Annotated in this window: 21 protein-coding genes; 12 read left to right on the top strand and 9 right to left on the bottom strand. The window is 61.7% G+C overall.

What is annotated here, in order from left to right; translation table 11 throughout:
* The first annotated feature begins 159 nt into the window (after positions 1-159).
* On the top strand, positions 160-978 hold the full coding sequence (locus ACA046_RS20335; protein WP_497674842.1) for a shikimate 5-dehydrogenase: 819 nt from the start codon (positions 160-162) through the stop codon (positions 976-978).
* A gap of 149 nt (positions 979-1,127) precedes the next feature.
* On the opposite strand, the gene ACA046_RS20330 is transcribed toward ACA046_RS20335, so the two are convergent.
* Positions 1,128-1,775: a YceH family protein gene (locus tag ACA046_RS20330; RefSeq protein WP_459021948.1), complete on the bottom strand. Its 648-nt coding sequence runs from the start codon at positions 1,773-1,775 to the stop codon at positions 1,128-1,130.
* Between the two features lie 126 nt (positions 1,776-1,901).
* Between ACA046_RS20330 and ACA046_RS20325 the strand changes: the two genes are divergently transcribed.
* Entirely contained in the window at positions 1,902-2,411 is a 510-nt protein-coding gene (locus ACA046_RS20325; protein ID WP_088423220.1) for a DUF1993 domain-containing protein, read from the top strand.
* 71 nt (positions 2,412-2,482) lie between these two features.
* On the opposite strand, the gene sstT is transcribed toward ACA046_RS20325, so the two are convergent.
* Positions 2,483-3,703, bottom strand: a complete 1,221-nt coding sequence (sstT, locus tag ACA046_RS20320) for a serine/threonine transporter SstT (protein WP_076016871.1) — start codon at positions 3,701-3,703, stop codon at positions 2,483-2,485.
* A 215-nt stretch (positions 3,704-3,918) separates the two neighbouring features.
* Between sstT and ACA046_RS20315 the strand changes: the two genes are divergently transcribed.
* Entirely contained in the window at positions 3,919-5,073 is a 1,155-nt protein-coding gene (locus tag ACA046_RS20315; RefSeq protein WP_497674841.1) for an MFS transporter, read from the top strand.
* Between the two features lie 4 nt (positions 5,074-5,077).
* Here ACA046_RS20315 and nhaR read toward each other — a convergent pair whose 3' ends face one another.
* Positions 5,078-5,980: a transcriptional activator NhaR gene (gene nhaR, locus ACA046_RS20310; RefSeq protein ID WP_421551314.1), complete on the bottom strand. Its 903-nt coding sequence runs from the start codon at positions 5,978-5,980 to the stop codon at positions 5,078-5,080.
* A 134-nt stretch (positions 5,981-6,114) separates the two neighbouring features.
* Here nhaR and ACA046_RS20305 point away from each other — a divergent pair, with 134 nt between their 5' ends.
* The 4 genes from ACA046_RS20305 (at position 6,115) to mnmH (ending at position 9,394) form a co-directional block, all read left to right on the top strand.
* Positions 6,115-6,387 (top strand): hypothetical protein, encoded by a 273-nt coding sequence (locus ACA046_RS20305; protein WP_459021944.1) that lies wholly within the window; start codon positions 6,115-6,117, stop codon positions 6,385-6,387.
* A 28-nt stretch (positions 6,388-6,415) separates the two neighbouring features.
* The gene (locus ACA046_RS20300) at positions 6,416-7,162 is read left to right on the top strand and encodes a TerC family protein (protein WP_076016875.1); all 747 of its coding nucleotides are present in this window, start codon (positions 6,416-6,418) and stop codon (positions 7,160-7,162) included.
* 94 nt (positions 7,163-7,256) lie between these two features.
* Complete coding sequence (selD, locus tag ACA046_RS20295; protein WP_459021941.1) at positions 7,257-8,291, top strand: selenide, water dikinase SelD; 1,035 nt, start codon at positions 7,257-7,259, stop codon at positions 8,289-8,291.
* Positions 8,291-9,394 (top strand): tRNA 2-selenouridine(34) synthase MnmH, encoded by a 1,104-nt coding sequence (gene mnmH / locus ACA046_RS20290; RefSeq protein WP_459021939.1) that lies wholly within the window; start codon positions 8,291-8,293, stop codon positions 9,392-9,394. The genes selD and mnmH overlap by 1 nt, the downstream gene beginning before the upstream one ends.
* A 129-nt stretch (positions 9,395-9,523) precedes the next feature.
* Here mnmH and ACA046_RS20285 read toward each other — a convergent pair whose 3' ends face one another.
* A complete protein-coding gene (locus ACA046_RS20285; protein ID WP_167663293.1) occupies positions 9,524-10,579 on the bottom strand; it encodes a permease in 1,056 nt (351 codons plus the stop codon).
* Positions 10,580-10,629: 50 nt separating this feature from the next.
* Positions 10,630-11,331 (bottom strand): histidine phosphatase family protein, encoded by a 702-nt coding sequence (locus ACA046_RS20280; RefSeq protein WP_459021937.1) that lies wholly within the window; start codon positions 11,329-11,331, stop codon positions 10,630-10,632.
* Positions 11,332-11,571: 240 nt separating this feature from the next.
* On the opposite strand from ACA046_RS20280, the gene ACA046_RS20275 reads away from it, so the two are divergent.
* The 3 genes from ACA046_RS20275 to hemB all read left to right on the top strand — a co-directional run bounded on the left by ACA046_RS20275 (position 11,572) and on the right by hemB (position 14,219).
* On the top strand, positions 11,572-12,270 hold the full coding sequence (locus tag ACA046_RS20275) for a glutathione S-transferase N-terminal domain-containing protein (protein WP_497674840.1): 699 nt from the start codon (positions 11,572-11,574) through the stop codon (positions 12,268-12,270).
* Between the two features lie 8 nt (positions 12,271-12,278).
* Positions 12,279-13,121 carry a PhzF family phenazine biosynthesis protein gene (locus ACA046_RS20270; RefSeq protein ID WP_497674839.1) on the top strand — a complete coding sequence of 281 codons (843 nt, stop codon included), beginning with the start codon at positions 12,279-12,281 and terminating at the stop codon, positions 13,119-13,121.
* A 123-nt stretch (positions 13,122-13,244) separates the two neighbouring features.
* A complete protein-coding gene (hemB, locus tag ACA046_RS20265; RefSeq protein WP_421522999.1) occupies positions 13,245-14,219 on the top strand; it encodes a porphobilinogen synthase in 975 nt (324 codons plus the stop codon).
* A gap of 125 nt (positions 14,220-14,344) precedes the next feature.
* Here the strand turns inward: hemB and ACA046_RS20260 are convergent, their stop codons facing one another.
* On the bottom strand, positions 14,345-14,959 hold the full coding sequence (locus ACA046_RS20260; RefSeq protein WP_076016883.1) for a LysE family translocator: 615 nt from the start codon (positions 14,957-14,959) through the stop codon (positions 14,345-14,347).
* A 146-nt stretch (positions 14,960-15,105) separates the two neighbouring features.
* Here ACA046_RS20260 and ACA046_RS20255 point away from each other — a divergent pair, with 146 nt between their 5' ends.
* On the top strand, positions 15,106-16,191 hold the full coding sequence (locus tag ACA046_RS20255; protein ID WP_497674838.1) for a DUF1615 domain-containing protein: 1,086 nt from the start codon (positions 15,106-15,108) through the stop codon (positions 16,189-16,191).
* On the opposite strand, the gene ACA046_RS20250 is transcribed toward ACA046_RS20255, so the two are convergent.
* Positions 16,188-16,961: a DUF4349 domain-containing protein gene (locus ACA046_RS20250; RefSeq protein WP_497674837.1), complete on the bottom strand. Its 774-nt coding sequence runs from the start codon at positions 16,959-16,961 to the stop codon at positions 16,188-16,190. The two genes, ACA046_RS20255 and ACA046_RS20250, sit on opposite strands and share 4 nt — an antisense overlap.
* A 150-nt stretch (positions 16,962-17,111) precedes the next feature.
* On the opposite strand from ACA046_RS20250, the gene ACA046_RS20245 reads away from it, so the two are divergent.
* Positions 17,112-17,531, top strand: a complete 420-nt coding sequence (locus tag ACA046_RS20245) for a PaaI family thioesterase (RefSeq protein ID WP_167663288.1) — start codon at positions 17,112-17,114, stop codon at positions 17,529-17,531.
* Positions 17,532-17,709: 178 nt separating this feature from the next.
* On the opposite strand, the gene ACA046_RS20240 is transcribed toward ACA046_RS20245, so the two are convergent.
* The gene (locus tag ACA046_RS20240; protein WP_497674836.1) at positions 17,710-18,891 is read right to left on the bottom strand and encodes an acetyl-CoA C-acetyltransferase; all 1,182 of its coding nucleotides are present in this window, start codon (positions 18,889-18,891) and stop codon (positions 17,710-17,712) included.
* A gap of 11 nt (positions 18,892-18,902) precedes the next feature.
* Positions 18,903-19,562, bottom strand: a complete 660-nt coding sequence (locus ACA046_RS20235; protein WP_003211625.1) for a CoA transferase subunit B — start codon at positions 19,560-19,562, stop codon at positions 18,903-18,905.
* Between the last annotated feature and the right edge of the window lie 31 nt (positions 19,563-19,593).

The raw sequence follows: 19,593 nt of genomic DNA, 5'->3' as shown, positions 1-19,593 counted from the left end.
CTGAAAAACAGCACAGCCGGTAGGTAAAGGTTGTGTAAGGTCTGTATCGGCTGGCTTACACAAGCGGCCGGGCACAGTGCGTATGATTAACCACGACCCGCCGGCGCGGGTATTCCGTCTATCCGAAATCGCCTCTGGAATGGCTTCAAGGAGTTACCGATGCAGATGAACCCCAACAAGGACACCCAACTGTGCATGTCACTGTCGGCGCGCCCCGGGAACTTTGGCCTGCGCTTTCATAACCACCTGTACGAACAGTTGGGGCTGAATTTCTACTACAAGGCGTTCAGCAGCCAGGACTTGCCGGGCGCCGTGGGCGGCATTCGTGCGTTGGGCATTCGTGGGTGTGGCGTGTCGATGCCCTTCAAGGAGGCCTGCATTGCCTTGGTGGACGAGCTGGATGCCTCGGCGCGAGCCATTGCGTCGATCAACACCATCGTCAACACCAACGGCCATCTGAAGGCTTACAACACCGATTACATCGCCATCGAGCAATTGCTGAAGAAGCATGAAGTGCCCAAGGACTCGACGTTTGCCTTGCGCGGCAGTGGCGGCATGGCCAAGGCAGTGGCCAGTGCATTGCGCGATGGTGGCTACGCCAATGGCGTGATCGTGGCGCGTAATGAAGTGGCGGGCCCGGCGCTGGCCCAGAGCCTGGGTTATGAATGGCAGGCGGAGTTGGGGGCTTTACGTCCGCAGATGCTGATCAACGTCACGCCGGTCGGGATGACGGGCGGTGCGGAAGCGGACCAGTTGGCATTTGAGGCCGACGCGATTGATGCGGCAGAAACCGTGTTTGATGTGGTGGCGATTCCCTCGGAAACGCCGCTGATCCTGCGGGGCCGCGCTCAGGGCAAACGAGTGATCACCGGTTTGGAAGTGATCGCCATCCAGGCTTTGGAGCAGTTTGTGCTGTACACAGGCGTGCGGCCGACGGATGAACAGTTTCAGGCGGCGGTGGCGTTTGCCCGAAGCTGAGCATCACAGCTGACTGTATGGCGAGGGAGCTTGTTGTGGCGAGGGAGCTTGCTCCCGCTGGGTTGCGCAGCAGCCCCAAGAAAATGGGAGCGCTACGCACTCCAGCGGGAGCAAGCTCCCTCGCCACAAAAGCTCACTCACCACAAACATTACTCCAGCCGGGAAAGTCGCTCTTCCAGCGCCGCAATCCGCGCCTCCAGCTCTTCGATACGCTCCAGGGAAACCCCGCTTCCCGCACCACGCTCCACCGGATTGCCACGCGCCGCCAGGGTCGCTTCAATATCCGCCGGGTCGCCCAAGGCATGCATATACCGGTCTTCCCGCTGCCCCGACTGACGCGGCACCAACAATGCCAGCCCGCGGGCAATCAGGCGTTCCAGTTGGTGCACCACTTGCTCGGTGTCTTCAAATTCATGCATGCGTCCGCTGCGGGTCAGCAATTCGTTGACCGTCTGCGGCCCCCGCAGGAACAGCAACCCACTGAGAATCACCTGGGCCGGCACCAGCTCCAGCGCCTTGTCCACCCGATGCTCCCAGCGATCGGCGCGGCTGCCCATTACCAGCCGGGTAAACCCGCGACCTTCCAGGGCCCGCAGGCTCTGGCCGACCTGGCCCTGGCTGAGGTTCATCACCGGTTCACGGCTGGTTTTCTGGTTGCAGGCGATCACCAACGCGTTGAGGGTCAACGGATAGGTTTCGGGGCTGGTGGCCTGTTTTTCGATCAGGCAACCCAGGATGCGGATTTCCGTGCTGTTCAGGCGCGGCTCTTCGGAAGTGGTGTCGTGCTCGGTGGTCATCGCGCTTTCCCTAATGCAGTGAGCCCACTAGCCTAATCCTGAAAAAATAAAAGACAAGCGGCGCTGGCGGCCAGCATGTCTATAATCGCGGCTGTTTCAAACCCTGCCACAACTGTCGAGACTGTCATGACTATTTCCCTGTACGCCGCTTCCCTCCCGGTCTTCAAGCAAATGCTCAACGCCCTGAGCGATGTGCTGAACAAGGCCGAAGCCCACGCCACCGCCAAGAACATCGACCCGAACGCCTTCCTGCAAGCGCGCCTGTACCCGGATATGTTCCCGCTGGTGCGTCAGGTGCAGATCGCCGTCGACTTCGCCAAAGGCGTTTCTGCCCGCCTGGCCGAGATCGAAGTACCGAAATACGACGATACAGAAGTGACCTTCGCCGACCTGCAAGCGCTGATCGCCAAGGTCCTGGCGTTTATCGACACCATCACCCCGGCCCAGGTCGACGGTAAAGAAGGCATCGAAATCGTTACTCGCCCTGGCACTCCTAAAGAGAAGCGCTTCAGCGGCCAGTCGTACCTGCTGAGCTACGGCCTGCCGCAGTTCTTCTTCCACGTCACCACCGCTTACGCCTTGTTGCGTCACAACGGTGTGGAAGTGGGCAAGCGCGACTACATGGGCGCGTTCTAAGCCTCAGGCATAAAAAAAGCCCGGGGCGGTTCATTCACGAACCGTCCCGGGCTTTTTTGTGCGCGTAAGGTTTACGCGGTCTGTTCTTCTTTGCCCAGGCACGCGGCAGCGGTGAACAGCACGTCGGTGGACGAGTTCAGCGCGGTTTCCGCCGAGTCCTGCAAGACACCGATGATGAAGCCCACGGCCACCACCTGCATGGCGATTTCGCTGGGAATGCCAAACAGGCTGCACGCCAGCGGAATCAACAGCAGTGAACCCCCGGCAACCCCCGACGCGCCGCAGGCGCACACTGCAGCGACCACGCTGAGCAGCACGGCGGTGGGGATGTCCACGGCAATGCCCAGGGTATGCACGGCGGCCAGGGTCAGTACGGTGATGGTGATGGCCGCGCCGGCCATATTGATGGTGGCACCCAGCGGAATCGACACCGAGTAGGTATCTTCATGCAAACCCAGACGCTTGCTCAGTGCCAGGTTGACCGGGATGTTGGCTGCCGAGCTGCGGGTGAAGAAGGCGGTGATGCCGCTTTCCCGCAAGCACATCAGCACCAGCGGGTAAGGGTTGCGGCGCAGCTTCCAGAATACGATGGCCGGGTTGATCACCAGCGCGACGAACAGCATGCAGCCGATCAACACCAGCAACAGGTGCGCGTACCCCAGCAGGGCACCGAAGCCGGATGTGGCGAGGGTCGAGGCCACCAGGCCGAAGATCCCCAGAGGCGCGAAGCGGATCACCATGCGCACGATCAGCGTGACGCCATTGGACAGGTCGCCCAGCACGGTGCGGGTGGTGTCGCTGGCATGGCGGATCGCTATGCCCATGCCGATGGCCCAGGCGAGGATGCCGATGAAGTTGGCATTCATCAGCGCGCTGATCGGGTTGTCCACCACGCTGAGCAACAGGCTTTGCAGCACTTCGCCAATGCCGCCGGGGGCGCTGACAGTCAGGTCGTGGGTGGCGAGTACCAGCGAGGAGGGGAACAGCGTGCTGGCGATCACCGCCACCACGGCAGCAGCAAAGGTGCCCAGCAGGTACAGGAACAGGATCGGGCGGATGTGGGTTTCCTGGCCGTGCTTGTGGTTGGCGATCGAGGCCATCACCAGCACAAACACCAGGATTGGCGCGACGGCCTTGAGCGCCGAAACAAAGACCTTGCCGATAAACCCAGTGGCTTGCGCCACGTCGGGTAACAACAGGGCCAGCAGGATACCGGCGACCAGGCCGATGACAATTTGGGTGACCAGGCTGATAGACATCAGCCGCTGAAAGAGAGAAGGGGCAGCAGTCATAAAAAGGTTGTCTCTAGTTTTTTTAATAGATGCAGCTAAGGCAGCGTGAATCTGGCAGGGGCGAAGTCTAGCATCTGTAGGCAACGTCTTATTCGGGTGCGGCGTTCCGTCACCACGATGGGACACATTCTGTTAACATTGCCCATCCTCTTATTTCTTCTCTATCAGCGGGCCCTCCGGGCTGTCGTTGATGTCGCTGTTTTCTGGAGTTTTTGATGTTGTTTCCGATCCTGCTGTTGTCGGCAGCCGGTTTTACCGTGCTGACCACAGAATTCATCATCGTCGGCCTGTTGCCTTCCATCGCCCGGGACCTCGACGTGAGCGTGTCCCAGGCCGGGCTGCTGGTGACGTTGTTCGCCTTCACCGTGGCGGCGTTTGGCCCGTTCCTGACCGCGTATTTCGCGCGGTTTGAGCGCAAGCGGCTGTTTATCACGATCCTGATCATGTTCGGCCTGGCCAACACTCTGGCGGCTATGGCCTCGAATATCTGGGTCATGTCCCTGGCCCGGTTGATCCCGGCGCTGGTGCTGCCGGTGTTCTGGGCCCTGGCCAGCGAGACAGCGGTGGACATCGTCGGGCCGGATTTTGCCGGCCGTGCGATTGAAAAGATCGGCTTCGGCATCGTGTGTGCCACGGTCTTCGGGATCCCGGTGGGCACGCTGATTTCCGATATGTTCGGCTGGCGCACCGCCTTTGGCATTCTCGCCGTGGTGGCGTTTGCCAAGGCCTTGCTGCTGTTTATCTACCTGCCGAAGACCCGCGCAAAGAACGACCAGGTCAGCTTGCGCTCGCAGTTCAAAATCTTGCGCAGCCCGCTGATGCAGGGCCATATCCTGCTGTCGATCCTGGTGTTCAGCGGCATGTTCACCGCCTACACCTACCTGGCGGACATCCTTGAGCGCCTGGCGGGTTTCGATGGAACGGTGGTGGGCTGGTGCCTGATGGGCTTTGGCGCGGTCGGCCTGATCGGCAACTCATTGGGCGGGCGTATGGTCGACCGGCATCCGCTGATCGCGTCGATGGTGTTTTGCGGCTTCATGATCGCCGGCATGGTGGCGCTGGTGCCTGCCATCCATTCCACCGTCGGGCTGGCGGCGGCGATGGCCGTATGGGGCGTGACCCAGGCGGCTTTGTTTTTGGTCAGCCATGTGCGGCTGATGAAGGCCGCGCCTCATGCGCCGGCCTTTGCCGCCTCGCTGAACATCGCCGGGGCCAACCTGGGGATTGGCCTGGGGGCGTTGGTGGGCGGTCACGTGATCGACACCCTCGGCCTTGGCAGCCTCGGCTTTGCTGCGGCCGGTTTTATCCTGCTGTCGATCCTGCTGGCGCTGTGGCTGATGACCGCCAAGACCCGCGCCGTCTGCGCCTGAGTCCTCAGGGCAGGGCCGTAAACAGCTCCCGTCTTGCACCTTCGGTAATCGCCACGATGCCGGGGTGCTTGACCTTGCGCTCTACCGAGATCGCATAAAACGACTCGGTCACCGCATCCGTCTGGCCGATCAGCACCACGCCATATTGGCGTTCCACCTCATCGGCAATCACGCTGGGCGCGATAAAAATCCCGCTGCCGGATTGGCCAAAGGCCTGCATCAACGCACTGTCGTCAAACTCCCCGACTATCCGTGGCTGGATCTGCTGCTCGGCAAACCAGCGCAGCAAGCGGCTGCGCACTACGGTCTCCGCACCCGGAATCAACAGCGGCGCACCCTGCAGGCATTGTGGGAAATCGCCGCGATGCTGGTCAGCCAACGCCTGGGTCGCGAAAAAACTGATCCCGCATTCCCCCAGCTTCTGGCTGTAGCCCTTGATGTCCAGGTGCGGGGGCATCGGGCTGTCGGAGATCACCAGGTCCAGGCGCTGGATCGCCAGGTCTGCCAGCAAGCGTTCGAGTTTGTCTTCACGGCAGGTAATGCGGATCGGCTCGCTCAATTCCATGGTCGGCGCAATCAGCCGGTAGACGATGGACTTGGGCACCACATCCGCCACGCCGACCCGGAACAAAATCTGCTGCTCGTTGGGCTGGGTGCGCAGCATCGCCTCCAGCTCATTGCCCAGCTGGAACATCTGCTCGGCATAGGGCAGGGCCTGGCGTCCGGCTTCCGTCAGTTCCAGTTGGCGTCCGACCTTTTGAAACAATGCCACGCCAAACGTCTGCTCCAGCAGGCTGATCTGCCCGCTGATGGTTTGCGGCGTGAGGTTCAGTTGCTCGCAGGCGCGCACGATGCTGCCGGTCTTGGCGACGACCCAGAAGTAGTGCAGTTGTCGGTAATTGAGCATGGCGGCCAACACTTCGTTAAAACCGAAGTATAAGCGAAAAAAATACGAATTTTACTGAAGTGTTCATCTGCATAGAATGCGTCGCTATCGAGGGGCCACTACTTGGACCCAACGGTTCTAACGAGGAACGCATCATGAAACTCAATTCCCTGGGCGCAACGGCGTTACTTGGGCTTTCATTAGTCATGCTCAGTGGCTGTGACCAAGCGGAAAAAAGCGCGCAACAACTGCTGGGTAAAGCCTCCGAGTCAGCCAAGCAAGTGATTGACGACACTCATCAGGCCGCAGAGCAGGCGTTGAGTGACGCGACCAAAGGCTTGATTGCTCCGCCGGAACGCAAGCAGGACAAGCAGGACAACGAGGAACAGGAAGGCAACACGCCTGAGTCCACCTCCCAAGAAACCTAATACCCGCACATCACACCAGGACTGACCTATGGAATACCTCTTACAACTGGCCGCCAGCCCGACCGCGTGGATCGCACTGGCCACCCTGATCGTCATGGAGATCGTGCTGGGGATCGACAACCTGATCTTTATCTCGATCCTTACCAACAAGTTGCCGGTGCAACACCGGGCCAAGGCCCGTCGCATCGGCATCAGCATGGCATTGATCCTGCGTCTGGGCCTGTTGAGCACCATTGCCTTTATCGTGCAGTTGACCGAACCGGTCATCGATATCCTGGGGCAGTCGTTCTCCTGGAAGGACATGATCCTGATCGCCGGTGGCCTGTTCCTAGTGTGGAAGGCGACCACCGAGATCCATCACAGCATGGACCCTGAGAAGGAGCATGTGGACAGCGGTGCACCGAGCGTGAGCCTGGGCTTCGCTTCGGCGATCGGCCAAATCCTGTTGCTGGACCTGGTGTTCTCCATCGACAGCATCATCACCGCCGTGGGCATGACCGAGCACTTGCCGATCATGATCATTGCCGTAGTGGTCTCGGTAATCGTGATGCTGGTGGCGGCCGAGCCGTTGGCCAAGTTCATCAACGAGAACCCGACTATTGTGATGTTGGCCTTGGGCTTCCTCATCATGATCGGCATGACGTTGATCGCCGAAGGCTTCGGTGCCCATGTGCCAAAAGGCTATGTGTACGCGGCCATGGCGTTCTCGGCGGCTATCGAGTGCCTGAACATGATGCGACGCAACCGGCATAAACGCCTCGCTGCCAAACAGTAAACGCTGACAAGAAAGGCCGGCTGCGCTCATCAGAGCCCAGCCGGCCTTTTGCTGTCTGATAGAATCCGTCCACTTGACGCCTTGAGGGATACCCATGAACGAGCCGATTCGCCTGACCCAATACAGCCACGGTGCTGGTTGCGGTTGCAAAATCTCACCTCAGGTACTGGAAGTGATCCTCGCCGGCAGTGGCGCGCAGAACCTCGACCCCAAGCTTTGGGTAGGCAACGCCTCCCGCGATGACGCCGCTGTATATGCCATCGACGACGAGCGCGGCGTGGTGTCTACCACCGATTTTTTCATGCCGATTGTCGATGATCCCTTCGACTTCGGCCGTATTGCTGCCACCAACGCCATCAGCGATATCTACGCCATGGGCGGCGATCCGTTGATGGCCATCGCGATTCTCGGCTGGCCGGTCAACGTGCTGGCCCCGGAAATTGCCCGGGAAGTGATTCGCGGCGGTCGCTCCGTGTGTGACGCTGCCGGGATTCCCCTGGCCGGTGGCCACTCCATCGACGCCCCCGAGCCGATCTTCGGCCTGGCCGTCACCGGGCTGGTGGAAAAGCGCCACATGAAGCGCAACGACACCGCCACCGCCGGTTGTCAGCTGTACCTGACCAAACCCTTGGGTATCGGCATCCTCACCACCGCCGAAAAGAAGGGCAAGTTGCGCGAGGCTGACATCGGCCTGGCCCGTGACTGGATGTGCACCCTCAACAAACCCGGCAGCCGGTTTGGCAAGCTGGCCGGTGTCACGGCCATGACCGACGTCACCGGTTTTGGCCTGTTGGGCCATCTGGTGGAAATGGCCGACGGCAGCCAGCTAACGGCCCGCATCGAATACGAAAAAGTCCCACGCCTGCCCGGGGTTGAGTACTACCTGGAGCAGGGCTGCGTGCCCGGCGGTACCTTGCGCAACTTCGACAGCTACGCCAGCAAGCTGGGGCGCCTGAATGAACTGCACAAACGCGTGCTGTGCGACCCGCAAACCAGCGGCGGCCTGCTGGTGGCGGTCACGCCCGAAGGCAATGCCGAATTCCTCGCCGTGGCGGCGGAACTGGGCCTGAACCTTGAGCCGATCGGCGAACTGGTTGAGCGACAGACCAACGCGGTAGAGGTGTTCTGATGCCAATCGACATCACCGATTACCGCGACATCTTTCTCAACGACCGGCCGATGATGGATACCCGCGCGCCGATCGAGTTCATCAAAGGCGCGTTTCCCGGGGTGATCAACCTGCCGTTGATGACCGACGATGAGCGCGAACGGGTGGGCACCTGTTACAAGCAGCAAGGCCAGCAGGCGGCCATTGTTCTCGGTCACGAACTGGTGTCCGGGGCGGTGAAGGCGCAACGTATCGAACACTGGGCGCGCTTCGCCCAGGCCAATCCTGATGGTTTGCTGTACTGCTTTCGCGGCGGAATGCGTTCACAGATTGCCCAGCAATGGTTGAAAACCGAGGCGGGTATCGACTATCCGCGAGTGGGCGGTGGCTACAAAGCCATGCGAACCTTCCTGCTCGACACCGTTGAAAGCGCCACCGCGCAATGCGACTTCGTGTTGCTGGGCGGTATGACCGGCACCGGCAAGACCGAAGTGCTCGGCCAGTTGAACAACGCCCTGGACCTGGAAGGCCACGCCAACCATCGCGGTTCCAGCTTCGGCAAGCGCGCCACGACGCAACCCTCCAACATCGACTTCGAAAACCGCCTGGCGGTGGACCTGCTGAAAAAGCGTGCCGCCGGTATCGAGCAGTTCGTGGTCGAGGATGAGAGCCGCATGATCGGCAGTTGCGCGCTGCCATTACCCTTGCACAAGGGCATGCAGGGCTTCCCGATGGTCTGGCTGGAAGACAGCGTTGAAGGCCGCGTGGAGCGCATCCTGAAGGATTACGTGGTGGACCTTTGCGCCGAGTTTGTCGCGGTGTTTGGCGACACTGGCCAGGAACTGTTTGCCGAACGCCTGACCCAGAGCCTGGGCAATATCCACAAGCGCCTGGGCGGCGAGCGCTTTGCGCGGTTGCACGCGATCATGCAGGACGCGTTGGCGGAGCAAGCTCGCAGCGGTGCGGTGGAGTTGCACCGCGGCTGGATTGAAGGGTTGTTGCGTGAGTATTACGACCCGATGTACGCCTTTCAGCGGGAAAGCAAAGGTGCGCGCATCGAGTTTGCAGGAGAGCAAACGGCGGTGGTGGAGTATTTCCGGGACAGGCTCGCTCGGCGTAAGTAATTGATTGAGTTTGCCGGCCCTTTCGCGAGCAAGCCCGCTCCCACATTCGACCGCGTTTATCCAGTAGGAATGCGGTCAAAATGTGGGAGCGGGCTTGCTCGCGAAGAGGCCCTCGAACTCACCCACTCACTACAGGATAAACGCCCCGATCAGGCCACACACCACACCCATCAGCATGGTCAAGCCGGCCACAGTCACCAGCACCCGCGCATCGAAGTCCTTGCGCAGCATCAGCAGCGACGGCAGGCTCACGCTCGGCAGGGTCATCAGCAACGCCACGGCCGGGCCGGTGCCCATGCCGAGGGTCATCATGGTTTGCACAATCGGAATTTCGGCGGCCGTCGGGATCACAAACAACGTGCCGACAATCGCCAGCGGCACCAGCCACACCAGGCTGTTGGCCATGGCGCCGTCAACGTGGGGAAACAGCCAGACCCGCGCCGCGCCGAGGATCAGCACTGCCAGGATGTACACCGGAATCGTGCTCCAGAACAGCTGCCACAGGGTGCGCAGCCAGCGGCTCAGGAACGGTTCGGTTTCGGTGTGGCTGGCTTGGGCCACCGCGTCCAGCGCCGCTTCAGGCACCTGCTCTGGCCGCGCGATGCGCTGCGCCACCAGCGACACACCCACCACCAGCACGATCCCGGCCACCAACCGCAGCGCGGTAAAGCCCCAGCCCAGCACAAAACCCATGAACACCAGCGTCGCCGGGTTCAGCACCGGGTTGGCAATCCAGAACGCCAGCGCCGCGCCGACCGACACCTGTTGGCGGCGCATGCCGGCGGCCACTGGTGCGGCGCAGCAACTGCACATCATCCCCGGCAACGCGAACAGCCCACCGCGCAGGGTGGAGCCCAGCCCGGCACGACCAAACAGGCGCAACAGCCAGTCCCGCGGGATCAGCACTTGCAGCAATGAGCCAAGAATGACCGCCAGCACGGCGGCTTTCCAGATCGCCAGGAAATACACCTGGGCATAGGCCAATGCGGCGGCAAGCGGCGCGCTTTGCTGGTCATTGAGAATCGACGCGCCGATGCTGTGGTTGTCTGCCGCAATAAACGCCTTGGCGTAGTAGGGCGACCACTTCACGTAGTAGAGGCCAATGCAGGCCACCAGCAGGAACAGCGCTGGTTTCCACCAGAAGGACCAGCCCCGGGCAGGCTGGGTGGAGGAGAGGTTGGACATGTGGATGATCCGCAGCTGAGTCAATAGCGCAGCATCATACGCTGTGGCACTCAGATATCGGCGCTAACCTGCGTTGCATCCGGGCAACTCTGCTCGCCGTTATCCAGCCCTTGCTTGTAATTGCGGCTCAGCAGCGTGGCCTTGCCGTTGTGCCAGGTCAGCGTCAGCACGTACAAGGTGTCGAAATCACTGCCGGACCAATCGTCGGTAATCACATGTTTTTCGCCTACCGCTTCACTGGCCACCTTGTTGATCAACTCCGGCAGGTAGCCGTGGGACCAGGCGGTGTAGATCACGGCGTTGTGGTACTTGTCTTCCACCAGCTCATCGGCGAGGGCGCTGGTGTCATTGGCCGAGAAGTTTATGTTCACCGGCAACCCGAGCTTGATGGCGCTGGGGCTGATGGTCATCAGTGGGCGGATGTAGCTGTAGGAGTTGTCTTTCTCGCCTTCCTCGACATTGCGGGTCGGGTTGGCGGCAAACACAAAGTCAGCCTTGCCGAATTTTTCCGGCAGGACGCTGGCCAGGTTCATCGCGCGGTTCAAACCCTGGCAATTGAGTTGGCCGAGGCCGCCGGCGGGTTTTTCGGCGTGGCGCAGGAACACCAGGGTTTGCACGCCGTCGACCTGCTGGGCGCGGCTGATTCTGGATTCCAGGGTCAGGCCGACCGCGGTGCCTACCAGCAATACCGGCAGCAGGATGTAGGAGTAGCGTTTCAGGCGTTTCGCAAGGCACAGAGGCTTGATAGTCATTGAGGGTCGAGTCTTCGTGCAGCGGGTTAAGGCGGACAAGCCAGGTGTTCCGTGTCGTGAAAGTGGCTTCCTTGGGGGCGCACTTAAGAGTGCGCCCGGGCACTTTGGTTCGTTCCGGGTGGACAATGGGGCGGCATCCCTGCCGATTGCAGGAGATTAACCGGCGGATGTTGCGGATTTAAGTCGGGTGCGCGCCGACCATTCAACCACTATTATCAAGGTTTTAACTGGGCTTTTGCGATGAACTCACTGACAGACTTTCCCATCACCGCCAAATGGCCGGCCCGGCATCCCGAGCGCCTGCAGCTTTATTCCTTGCCGACGCCCAACGGGGTGAAGGTGTCGATCATGCTGGAGGAGCTCGGGTTGCCTTACGAGGCGCACAAAATCAGCTTCGAGACCCAGGACCAGCTGTCCGCCGAATTCATGTCGCTGAACCCCAACAACAAGATCCCGGCGATCATCGATCCCAATGGCCCCGGCGGCCAGGCGCTGGGCTTGTTCGAGTCGGGCGCGATCCTGATCTACCTTGCCGAAAAGAGCGGCGAGTTGCTGCCCGAAGACCCGGCAATGCGTTATGAGACGATCCAGTGGCTGATGTTCCAGATGGCCGGTATCGGGCCGATGTTTGGCCAGGTTGGGTTCTTCAACAAATTCGCCGGCGCGGCCTACGAGGACAAACGCCCGCGTGACCGCTACGTTGCCGAGGCGCGCCGCTTGCTGGAAGTGCTGGAAAAACGCCTGCTGGGTCGCACCTGGATCATGGGAGACGAATACAGCATTGCCGACATCGCCACTTTCCCATGGGTTCGCAACCTGATTGGCTTCTACGAGTCCGGCGACCTGGTAGGCATCACCGACTTCCCGAACGTGCTGCGGGCGCTGGACGGGTTCGTCGCCCGGCCCGCGGTGATCCGTGGCTTGAACATCCCGGCATAAGGACCTGCATGCCTTCCTTCGACTTCAAACAGCTCGACGTCTTCAGCAACGTGGCCTTAAAGGGCAACCCGCTGGCGGTGGTGCTGGGCGCCGACAGCCTGAGCGACCAGCAAATGGCGGATTTCGCCAACTGGACCAACCTCAGTGAGACCACGTTTTTGCTCAAGCCCCGTGATCCACGGGCGGACTACCGCGTAAGAATCTTCACCACCCTGCAGGAACTGCCGTTTGCCGGCCATCCGACCCTCGGCAGTTGCCATGCCTGGCTGCAGGCCGGCGGCCAACCCGCCGGCGCGGAGATCATCCAGGAGTGTGAGATCGGCCTGGTGCGCATCCGCCGCCAGGGAGATGAACTGGCGTTTATTGCGCCACCACTGCTGCGCTCCGGCCCGCTGGAAAGCGAGTTGGTTGAGCGCGTGCGGCGGGGACTGGGCCTTGGCCCCGGGACGATTGTGCGCAGCCAGTGGGTGGATAACGGTGCAGGTTGGCTGGCGGTCATGCTGGAGGATCGCCAGCAGGTACTGGCGCTGCATCCGGATTACTCGCAGTTGCAGGGTCTGGCCGTGGGCGTGATCGCTCCGTGGAACCCCGGGCGGGACGGCGACGAGGCGCAATTTGAAGTGCGGGCCTTCATTGCCGGCGACGGTGCCCCGGAAGACCCGGCCACCGGCAGCCTGAACGCCGGTGTCGCCCAGTGGTTGCTCGGCGAAGGCCTGGCGCCCAGCCGCTATGTGGTCAGCCAGGGCACCGCCATGGGCCGCGCCGGGCGAATCCGCGTCGAACAGAGCGGCGAGGAAATCTGGGTCGGCGGCGCGGTGGCCGTTTGCATTGACGGGCGTGTACAGCTCTAGATCAATGCAATTGTTACCTGGCCTGCAATAAACTGTTCCGCACTTGGCGTTTGTGCTCTGCGGTGCACGAGGCATAAGCTTTCGCCCCAACGTTTTTTCGTCCTGCCTTTTTCAGGAGCATCAATGTCCAGCCAGTTCCCCGAAGCCCGTCCACGCCGCCTGCGCCGCTCTGCGGAGTTGCGTGGCCTGTTCCAGGAAAGCGAATTTACCCTCAATGACCTGGTACTGCCGATCTTCGTTGAAGAAGAAATCGACGACTTCGTACCGATCACCAGCATGCCCGGGGTGCAGCGCATTCCCGAGTCGAAGCTGGCGGGTGAGATCGAGCGCTATGCGAAAGCCGGGATCAAGTCGGTGATGACCTTTGGTGTGTCCCATCACCTCGACGCCTCCGGCAGCGACACCTGGCAAGAACGTGGCCTGGTTTCGCGCATGTCCTCGATCATCAAGGATGCGGTGCCGGAAATGATCGTGATGTCCGACACCTGCTTCTGCGAGTACACCGATCACGGCCATTGCGGCGTGATGCACGGCGCTGAGGTCGACAATGACCGCACCCTGGTCAACCTCGGCAAGCAAGCCGTGGCCGCCGCCCGCGCCGGTGCCGATGTGATTGCGCCATCCGCTGCAATGGACGGACAGGTCCAGGCCATTCGCCGTGCGTTGGATGAAGCAGGCTTCAGCCATATTCCGATCATGGCTTACTCCACCAAATTTGCCTCGGCCCTCTACGGCCCGTTCCGCGAAGCCGGCGGCAGCGCGCTCAAGGGCGACCGCAAGAGCTACCAGATGAACCCGATGAACCGCCGCGAAGCGGTGCGCGAGTCGTTGCTGGATGAGCAGGAAGGCGCGGATGCGCTGATGGTCAAGCCGGCCGGCGCGTACCTGGACATCATCCGCGACATCCGCGAAGCCTCGCGTTTGCCGGTGGCGGCGTACCAGGTGAGCGGCGAGTACGCGATGATCAAGTTCGGTGCCCAGGCAGGCGCGATCGATGAAGCCCGCGTGGTTCGGGAAACCCTGGGGTCGATCAAGCGCGCTGGTGCGGACTTGATCTTCACCTACTTTGCGATGGACCTGGCACTCGCCGGGATCTAAGTAACCTGTGGCGAGGGAGCTTGCTCCCGCTGGGGCGCGCAGCGGCCCTGAAAATGGGCCTGCTGCGCAGTCCAGCGGGAGCAAGCTCCCTCGCCACAAGAAGCCTGTTCGCGGCTGCTTGCAACTTAGCGCTGGGCAAACGCCAGGTTCAGCCCCAACCCCGCAAACGCCGCCGCAAAACTGCGGCGCAGCCAGTTCTGTACGCGTGGTGATTCGATTACTGCGCGGCGGAACACATTGGCCAGCAGGCCATAAATCACAAACACCGCAAACGTCATCGCCATGAATACACTGCTCAGCAACAGCATTTGCAGGGCGGGTGCGCTCGCGCCCGGGGTGACGAATTGCGGCAGGAACGCCAGGAAGAAAATCGTCAGCTTGGGGTTCAGAATATTCAGCAACAGGCCCCGCACCATCAGGCTGCGGGCGCTGGCAATCGTCGGTGTGTCGTTCATGGCAAAGGCCGAGCGGTCGCGCCAGGTGGCGTAGGCGAGGTACAGCAAGTAGGCCGCGCCGGCATACTTCAAGGCTTCGAACGCCAGGGCACTGGTGTGCAGCAGGGCGGACAGGCCAAGTACCGAGGCCAACAAGTGCGGGACGATCCCGGCGGTGCAGCCCAGCGCGGCGAACACACTGGCGCGCTTGCCGGCAGTCAGCCCGGTGGACACCGTGAAGATGACCCCGGTGCCGGGAATCAGCACGACGATCAGGCAGGTAATGAGGAAGTTCAGGCTAAGCATGGCATTCAAACTCCTTGTAGGAACGACGGTTGCCTGATCCTTTCACGTTCTGGTTTTTTTGGCGAGTGCGCCAGGTCGGCGAACCCCGGTTAGACTTACCGGTCGATATCTGCCAAGACTGGCCCATTGTCGCCCAAGGAAGCCCCATGCATTCATCTCGCCTGATCCTGTGCCTCACCACTTTGCTGGTGCTGGCCGGCTGCTCCAGCCAGCGCACCCAGCAACTGCCGGAGCGCAGCGAAGCCGAGGTGAAGGCGCAGATTGTGCGGCTGATGCCGGCCAGCGTGCCGGACCGCAACGGCTGGGCTCAAGACATCTACACCGCCTTCAACACGCAGAAAATCTACCCCGGTACGGAAAACATCTGCGCGGTATTGGCCGTGACCGAGCAGGAGTCCACCTATCAGGTCGACCCGCCGGTACCGAACATGGGCAAGATCGCCCAGGACGAAATCCTGCGGCGCGCCGCTAAAGTCCATGTGCCGGCGGTGCTGGTGCGCACGGCACTGCAACTGCGCTCGCCCACCGGCAAGTCCTACGCCGAGCGCTTGAACGCTGCGCGTACCGAGCGGGATTTGAGTGGGATCTTTGACGACTTCATCAGTGTCGTGCCCCTGGGCAATACGCTGTTTGGCGGCTTCAACCCGGTGCATACCGCAGGCCCGATGCAGGTCAGCATCGATTTCGCACAGAAGCAGGCGCGGGACTATCCCTACAGCGTGGATGGCAGCATCCGTCGGGAAGTGTTTACCCGCCGCGGCGGCATGTACTTTGGCATCACCCATTTGCTGGGCTACCCGGTGAGTTACGACCAGATGCTGTACCGCTTCGCCGATTTCAATGCGGGTTGGTATGCCAGCCGCAATGCAGCGTTCCAGGCGGCGGTCAGCCGGGTCTCGGGTACCACGCTGGCGCTGGACGGTGATTTGATCAACTACGGCTCGTTCCTGCCAGGCACCACCGAGCTGGCAGTACGCTCACTGGGCAAGGCGCTGGACATGCGCAACCCGAGCATCCGCAGCCAGCTGGAGCAGGGCGAGCGCCTGGATTTTGAAGACACCACCCTGTACCAGCGTGTGTTCGCCCTGGCCGAAAAGGCCGCCGGCAAACCGGTGCCGCGAGCCATCCTGCCGGGCATCGTGCTGAAGAGTCCGAAGATCACCCGCAACCTCACCACCGCCTGGTTCGCCAAGCGCGTGGATGAGCGTTATCAGCGTTGCATGAAGCGTTAGGGGCGACGCTTGACCAACTTGCGCCACAGCCACACCCACAGCCACAGTACCGGGAAGGCCAGGATCACGAACGGCAATACATAGCTGGCGCGCTCCAGTGCATCGGCGGTGCCGTCCACCAGGTTGGCGCCCAGGTTGCTGAGCATGCGGCTCAGGCGTGATTGCTGCTGCAGGCCGTCCGAGGTGCTGAAATTCAGGGTCACGCGGTTGGTGTCCAGGCGACGCTTTTGGCCTGCGGCGGCCTGGGCCAGTTCCTGCAGGTCGTTTTCGATATTCGCCTGCTCTTTGCTCAAGGTGATCAGGTCGCCCACGGTGATGTCCTTGCGCTTGGCCAGTTCATCCAGGCGCTGCTGCTGGGCCAGCAACCGCTCCTGACGACGCTGTACATCGGCGACTGCATCGGCCAGGTCTTCGGCAGTGGTGATCCGCTGCCCCAGCTTGCCGCCTTCGGCCGCCATGGCCACCAACGGTTCAACGCCGGCAGGTGCAATGCGTAGCACCATCTGGCCGCCGTCGCTGTCTTGCTTGATACCGAGAATATTGCACGGGCCGAACCGCGCCGACTCGCAGGCTTCGCGGGTGGCCTGCATGCGCGGTGCGAGCAAGGCGACGGGCAGCGCCAGGCTCAGCTCATGCTCGTAGGCCAGCTGCGCCCCGGCCTTGCCTTGTTCGCCGCTGATGACCGTGGCTTCGGAATGGCCTTTGGGCGAGCAGCCGGCCAAGACCAGCAGCATCAGTAGCAGAGAGGTTTTGCCGTCCGGATGGCGCATTGCAGTTCCTTGAGGTGTGCAAAAGTGGCGATTAAACCGGGTCCGGCAAATTAACGCAAAGTATCGTGAAGGATTTGCAGCGCTGATCTTGATAGTCGTCACCCAAGGGCTGGGGTACACCTCAAGGCTCATTCCAGGGAAGAATCCGCCATGACCGCCCATGTTATCCCCGAAGGTTTTGTCCCGTTGTCTCGCAGCAGCCCTTTGTTAGACCTGCTGGGCCCGGTGTACTGCCGTGGTGAAGGGGTGCAGTTGGAGATTGGCCTGCGTGCGGACAATCGCCATGCCAATGGGCGCGGCACCGTGCATGGCGGCGTGTTGGCCACCCTGGCGGATGTGGGGATGGGCTACGCCATGGCCTTTTCCAGTGAGCCGCCGCTGCCGTTGATCACGGCGAGCATGACTCTGGATTATCTCGGCGCGGTGCAGGTGGGGGAGTGGATCGAGGTGCGGCTGGAACACCACAAGCGCGGGCGGCAGATGGCGTTTGCCACGGTCAGTGTGCAGGTGGGGGAGAAGGTGGTGGTGCGGGCAAATGCGGTGTTTGCGGTGCCCCAGGTGCGGGACTGACCGATCGCAGTCCTGTGGCGAGGGGGCTTGTCCCCCGTTGGGCCGCGCAGCGGCCCCTAAAACCCGCGCTGAAGTTCTACCTGAAACACCGAGGTCAATGTACTGGGGCTGCTGCGCAGCCCAACGGGGGACAAGCCCCCTCGCCACAACCGGGCCTTCTCCATGTTGCTCTTGGAAATCAGCGGCGCTCGAGCGCCAGTGCGACGCCCTGACCTCCACCAATGCACAGTGTGGCCAAGCCTTTCTTCGCATCACGCTTGATCATTTCATGCAGCAGGGTCACCAGCACACGGCAGCCTGATGCGCCAATCGGGTGGCCGATGGCAATCGCGCCGCCGTTGACGTTGACCTTCGCCGCGTCCCATTCCAGCTCTTTGCCCACCGCCAGTGACTGCGCGGCGAAGGCTTCGTTGGCTTCGATCAGGTCCAGGTCGCCCAGGCTCCAGCCGGCCTTGTCCAGGCAGCGTCGGGTGGCCGATACCGGGCCAATGCCCATGATCGCGGGATCGACGCCGGCGTTGGCGTAGCTGGCGATACGGGCCAGCACTGGCAAGCCGAGCGCTTTGGCTTTATCTGCGCTCATCAGCAGCACGGCAGCCGCGCCGTCGTTGAGGCTGGACGCATTGCCGGCGGTGACGGTGCCGTCTTTCTTGAAGGCCGGCTTGAGCTTGGCCAGGGATTCAGCGGTAGTGCCCGCGCGTGGCTGTTCGTCCACCGCAAAGGCCACTGGATCGCCCTTGCGCTGGGGAATCAGGATCGGCGTGATCTCATCGTTGAAACGCCCGGCTTCAATGGCCGCCGTGGCTTTTTGCTGGGAGGCGGCGGCGAAGGCGTCCTGGGCTTCACGGCTGATGCCGTACTTGTCCACCAGGTTCTCGGCGGTGATGCCCATGTGGTAGTCGTTGAACGCGTCCCACAGGCCGTCGGTGATCATGCTGTCGATCATTTTCGCATGGCCCATGCGCAGGCCGGTGCGGGCGGCCGGCAATACGTACGGGGCCAGGCTCATGTTCTCCATGCCGCCGGCGATGATCACCTCGGCGTCACCGCAACGGATCGCTTGTGCGCCAAGGTGCAGGGCCTTGAGGCCCGAGCCGCAGACCTTGTTCAGGGTCAGGGCCGGTACGGCGTGGGGCAGGCCGGCGAGGATCGAGGCCTGGCGTGCCGGGTTCTGGCCGCTGCCGGCGGTGAGCACCTGGCCAAGGATCACTTCGTCCACCAGCGCTGGGTCGATGCCGGTTTGCTCCAGCAGGCGACGGATCACCGCAGCCCCCAGCTCCGGGGCCGGGATGCTCGCCAGCGAACCTTGAAAGCTGCCCACGGCGGTGCGGGTGGCAGCAACAATCACGACGTCTTGCATGGAATCTGTCCTCACTGGAAATGCATTTCTGGAACGTGGTCCGGGACGATCAGTTTACCGGCTGTCTTGCTGACGATCTCTTCAACACTGACGCCAGGTGCGCGTTCCTTGAGGACAAAAGCGCCATTTTCGATTTCCAGGTAAGCCAGGTCCGTCAGCACGCGCTTGATGCAGTTGGCACCGGTCAGCGGCAGGCTGCACTGGCTCAGCAACTTGGATTCACCGTCCTTGGACGCGTGGGTCATGATCACGATGATGTTCTCGGCACCGGCCACCAGGTCCATCGCCCCGCCCATGCCTTTGACCAGCTTGCCTGGGATCATCCACGAGGCGATGTTGCCTTGCACGTCGACTTCAAACGCGCCGAGCACGGTCAGGTCGACGTGGCCGCCGCGAATCATCGCGAAGGACTCGGCCGAGGAGAAGATGGACGCGCCAATGCGCGCGGTGACGGTCTGTTTGCCGGCGTTGATCATGTCGGCATCGATGGTTTCTTCAGTCGGAAACGGACCCATGCCCAGCAGGCCGTTTTCCGACTGCAGCATCACTTCCATGCCTTCGGGGATGTAGTTGGCCACCAGGGTCGGAATGCCGATACCGAGGTTGACGTAGAAACCGTCCTGCATTTCGCGGGCGACGCGTTGAGCCATTTGTTCGCGGGTAAGAGCCATTGTTTGTCTCCTTATTATTTGGACTGGTGGA

Source organism: Pseudomonas sp. LBUM1641, from assembly GCF_059716235.1.
The sequence above is the reverse complement of the archived record's forward strand: the minus strand, read 5'-3'. Positions and strand labels throughout refer to the sequence as shown.

Coding starts and splice junctions, on each gene's coding strand:
- ACA046_RS20335 (WP_497674842.1), top strand. CDS start 160: ATGCAGATGAACCCCAACAAGGACACCCAACTGTGCATGTCACTGTCG.
- ACA046_RS20330 (WP_459021948.1), bottom strand. CDS start 1,775: ATGACCACCGAGCACGACACCACTTCCGAAGAGCCGCGCCTGAACAGC.
- ACA046_RS20325 (WP_088423220.1), top strand. CDS start 1,902: ATGACTATTTCCCTGTACGCCGCTTCCCTCCCGGTCTTCAAGCAAATG.
- sstT (WP_076016871.1), bottom strand. CDS start 3,703: ATGACTGCTGCCCCTTCTCTCTTTCAGCGGCTGATGTCTATCAGCCTG.
- ACA046_RS20315 (WP_497674841.1), top strand. CDS start 3,919: ATGTTGTTTCCGATCCTGCTGTTGTCGGCAGCCGGTTTTACCGTGCTG.
- nhaR (WP_421551314.1), bottom strand. CDS start 5,980: ATGCTCAATTACCGACAACTGCACTACTTCTGGGTCGTCGCCAAGACC.
- ACA046_RS20305 (WP_459021944.1), top strand. CDS start 6,115: ATGAAACTCAATTCCCTGGGCGCAACGGCGTTACTTGGGCTTTCATTA.
- ACA046_RS20300 (WP_076016875.1), top strand. CDS start 6,416: ATGGAATACCTCTTACAACTGGCCGCCAGCCCGACCGCGTGGATCGCA.
- selD (WP_459021941.1), top strand. CDS start 7,257: ATGAACGAGCCGATTCGCCTGACCCAATACAGCCACGGTGCTGGTTGC.
- mnmH (WP_459021939.1), top strand. CDS start 8,291: ATGCCAATCGACATCACCGATTACCGCGACATCTTTCTCAACGACCGG.
- ACA046_RS20285 (WP_167663293.1), bottom strand. CDS start 10,579: ATGTCCAACCTCTCCTCCACCCAGCCTGCCCGGGGCTGGTCCTTCTGG.
- ACA046_RS20280 (WP_459021937.1), bottom strand. CDS start 11,331: ATGACTATCAAGCCTCTGTGCCTTGCGAAACGCCTGAAACGCTACTCC.
- ACA046_RS20275 (WP_497674840.1), top strand. CDS start 11,572: ATGAACTCACTGACAGACTTTCCCATCACCGCCAAATGGCCGGCCCGG.
- ACA046_RS20270 (WP_497674839.1), top strand. CDS start 12,279: ATGCCTTCCTTCGACTTCAAACAGCTCGACGTCTTCAGCAACGTGGCC.
- hemB (WP_421522999.1), top strand. CDS start 13,245: ATGTCCAGCCAGTTCCCCGAAGCCCGTCCACGCCGCCTGCGCCGCTCT.
- ACA046_RS20260 (WP_076016883.1), bottom strand. CDS start 14,959: ATGCTTAGCCTGAACTTCCTCATTACCTGCCTGATCGTCGTGCTGATT.
- ACA046_RS20255 (WP_497674838.1), top strand. CDS start 15,106: ATGCATTCATCTCGCCTGATCCTGTGCCTCACCACTTTGCTGGTGCTG.
- ACA046_RS20250 (WP_497674837.1), bottom strand. CDS start 16,961: ATGCGCCATCCGGACGGCAAAACCTCTCTGCTACTGATGCTGCTGGTC.
- ACA046_RS20245 (WP_167663288.1), top strand. CDS start 17,112: ATGACCGCCCATGTTATCCCCGAAGGTTTTGTCCCGTTGTCTCGCAGC.
- ACA046_RS20240 (WP_497674836.1), bottom strand. CDS start 18,891: ATGCAAGACGTCGTGATTGTTGCTGCCACCCGCACCGCCGTGGGCAGC.
- ACA046_RS20235 (WP_003211625.1), bottom strand. CDS start 19,562: ATGGCTCTTACCCGCGAACAAATGGCTCAACGCGTCGCCCGCGAAATG.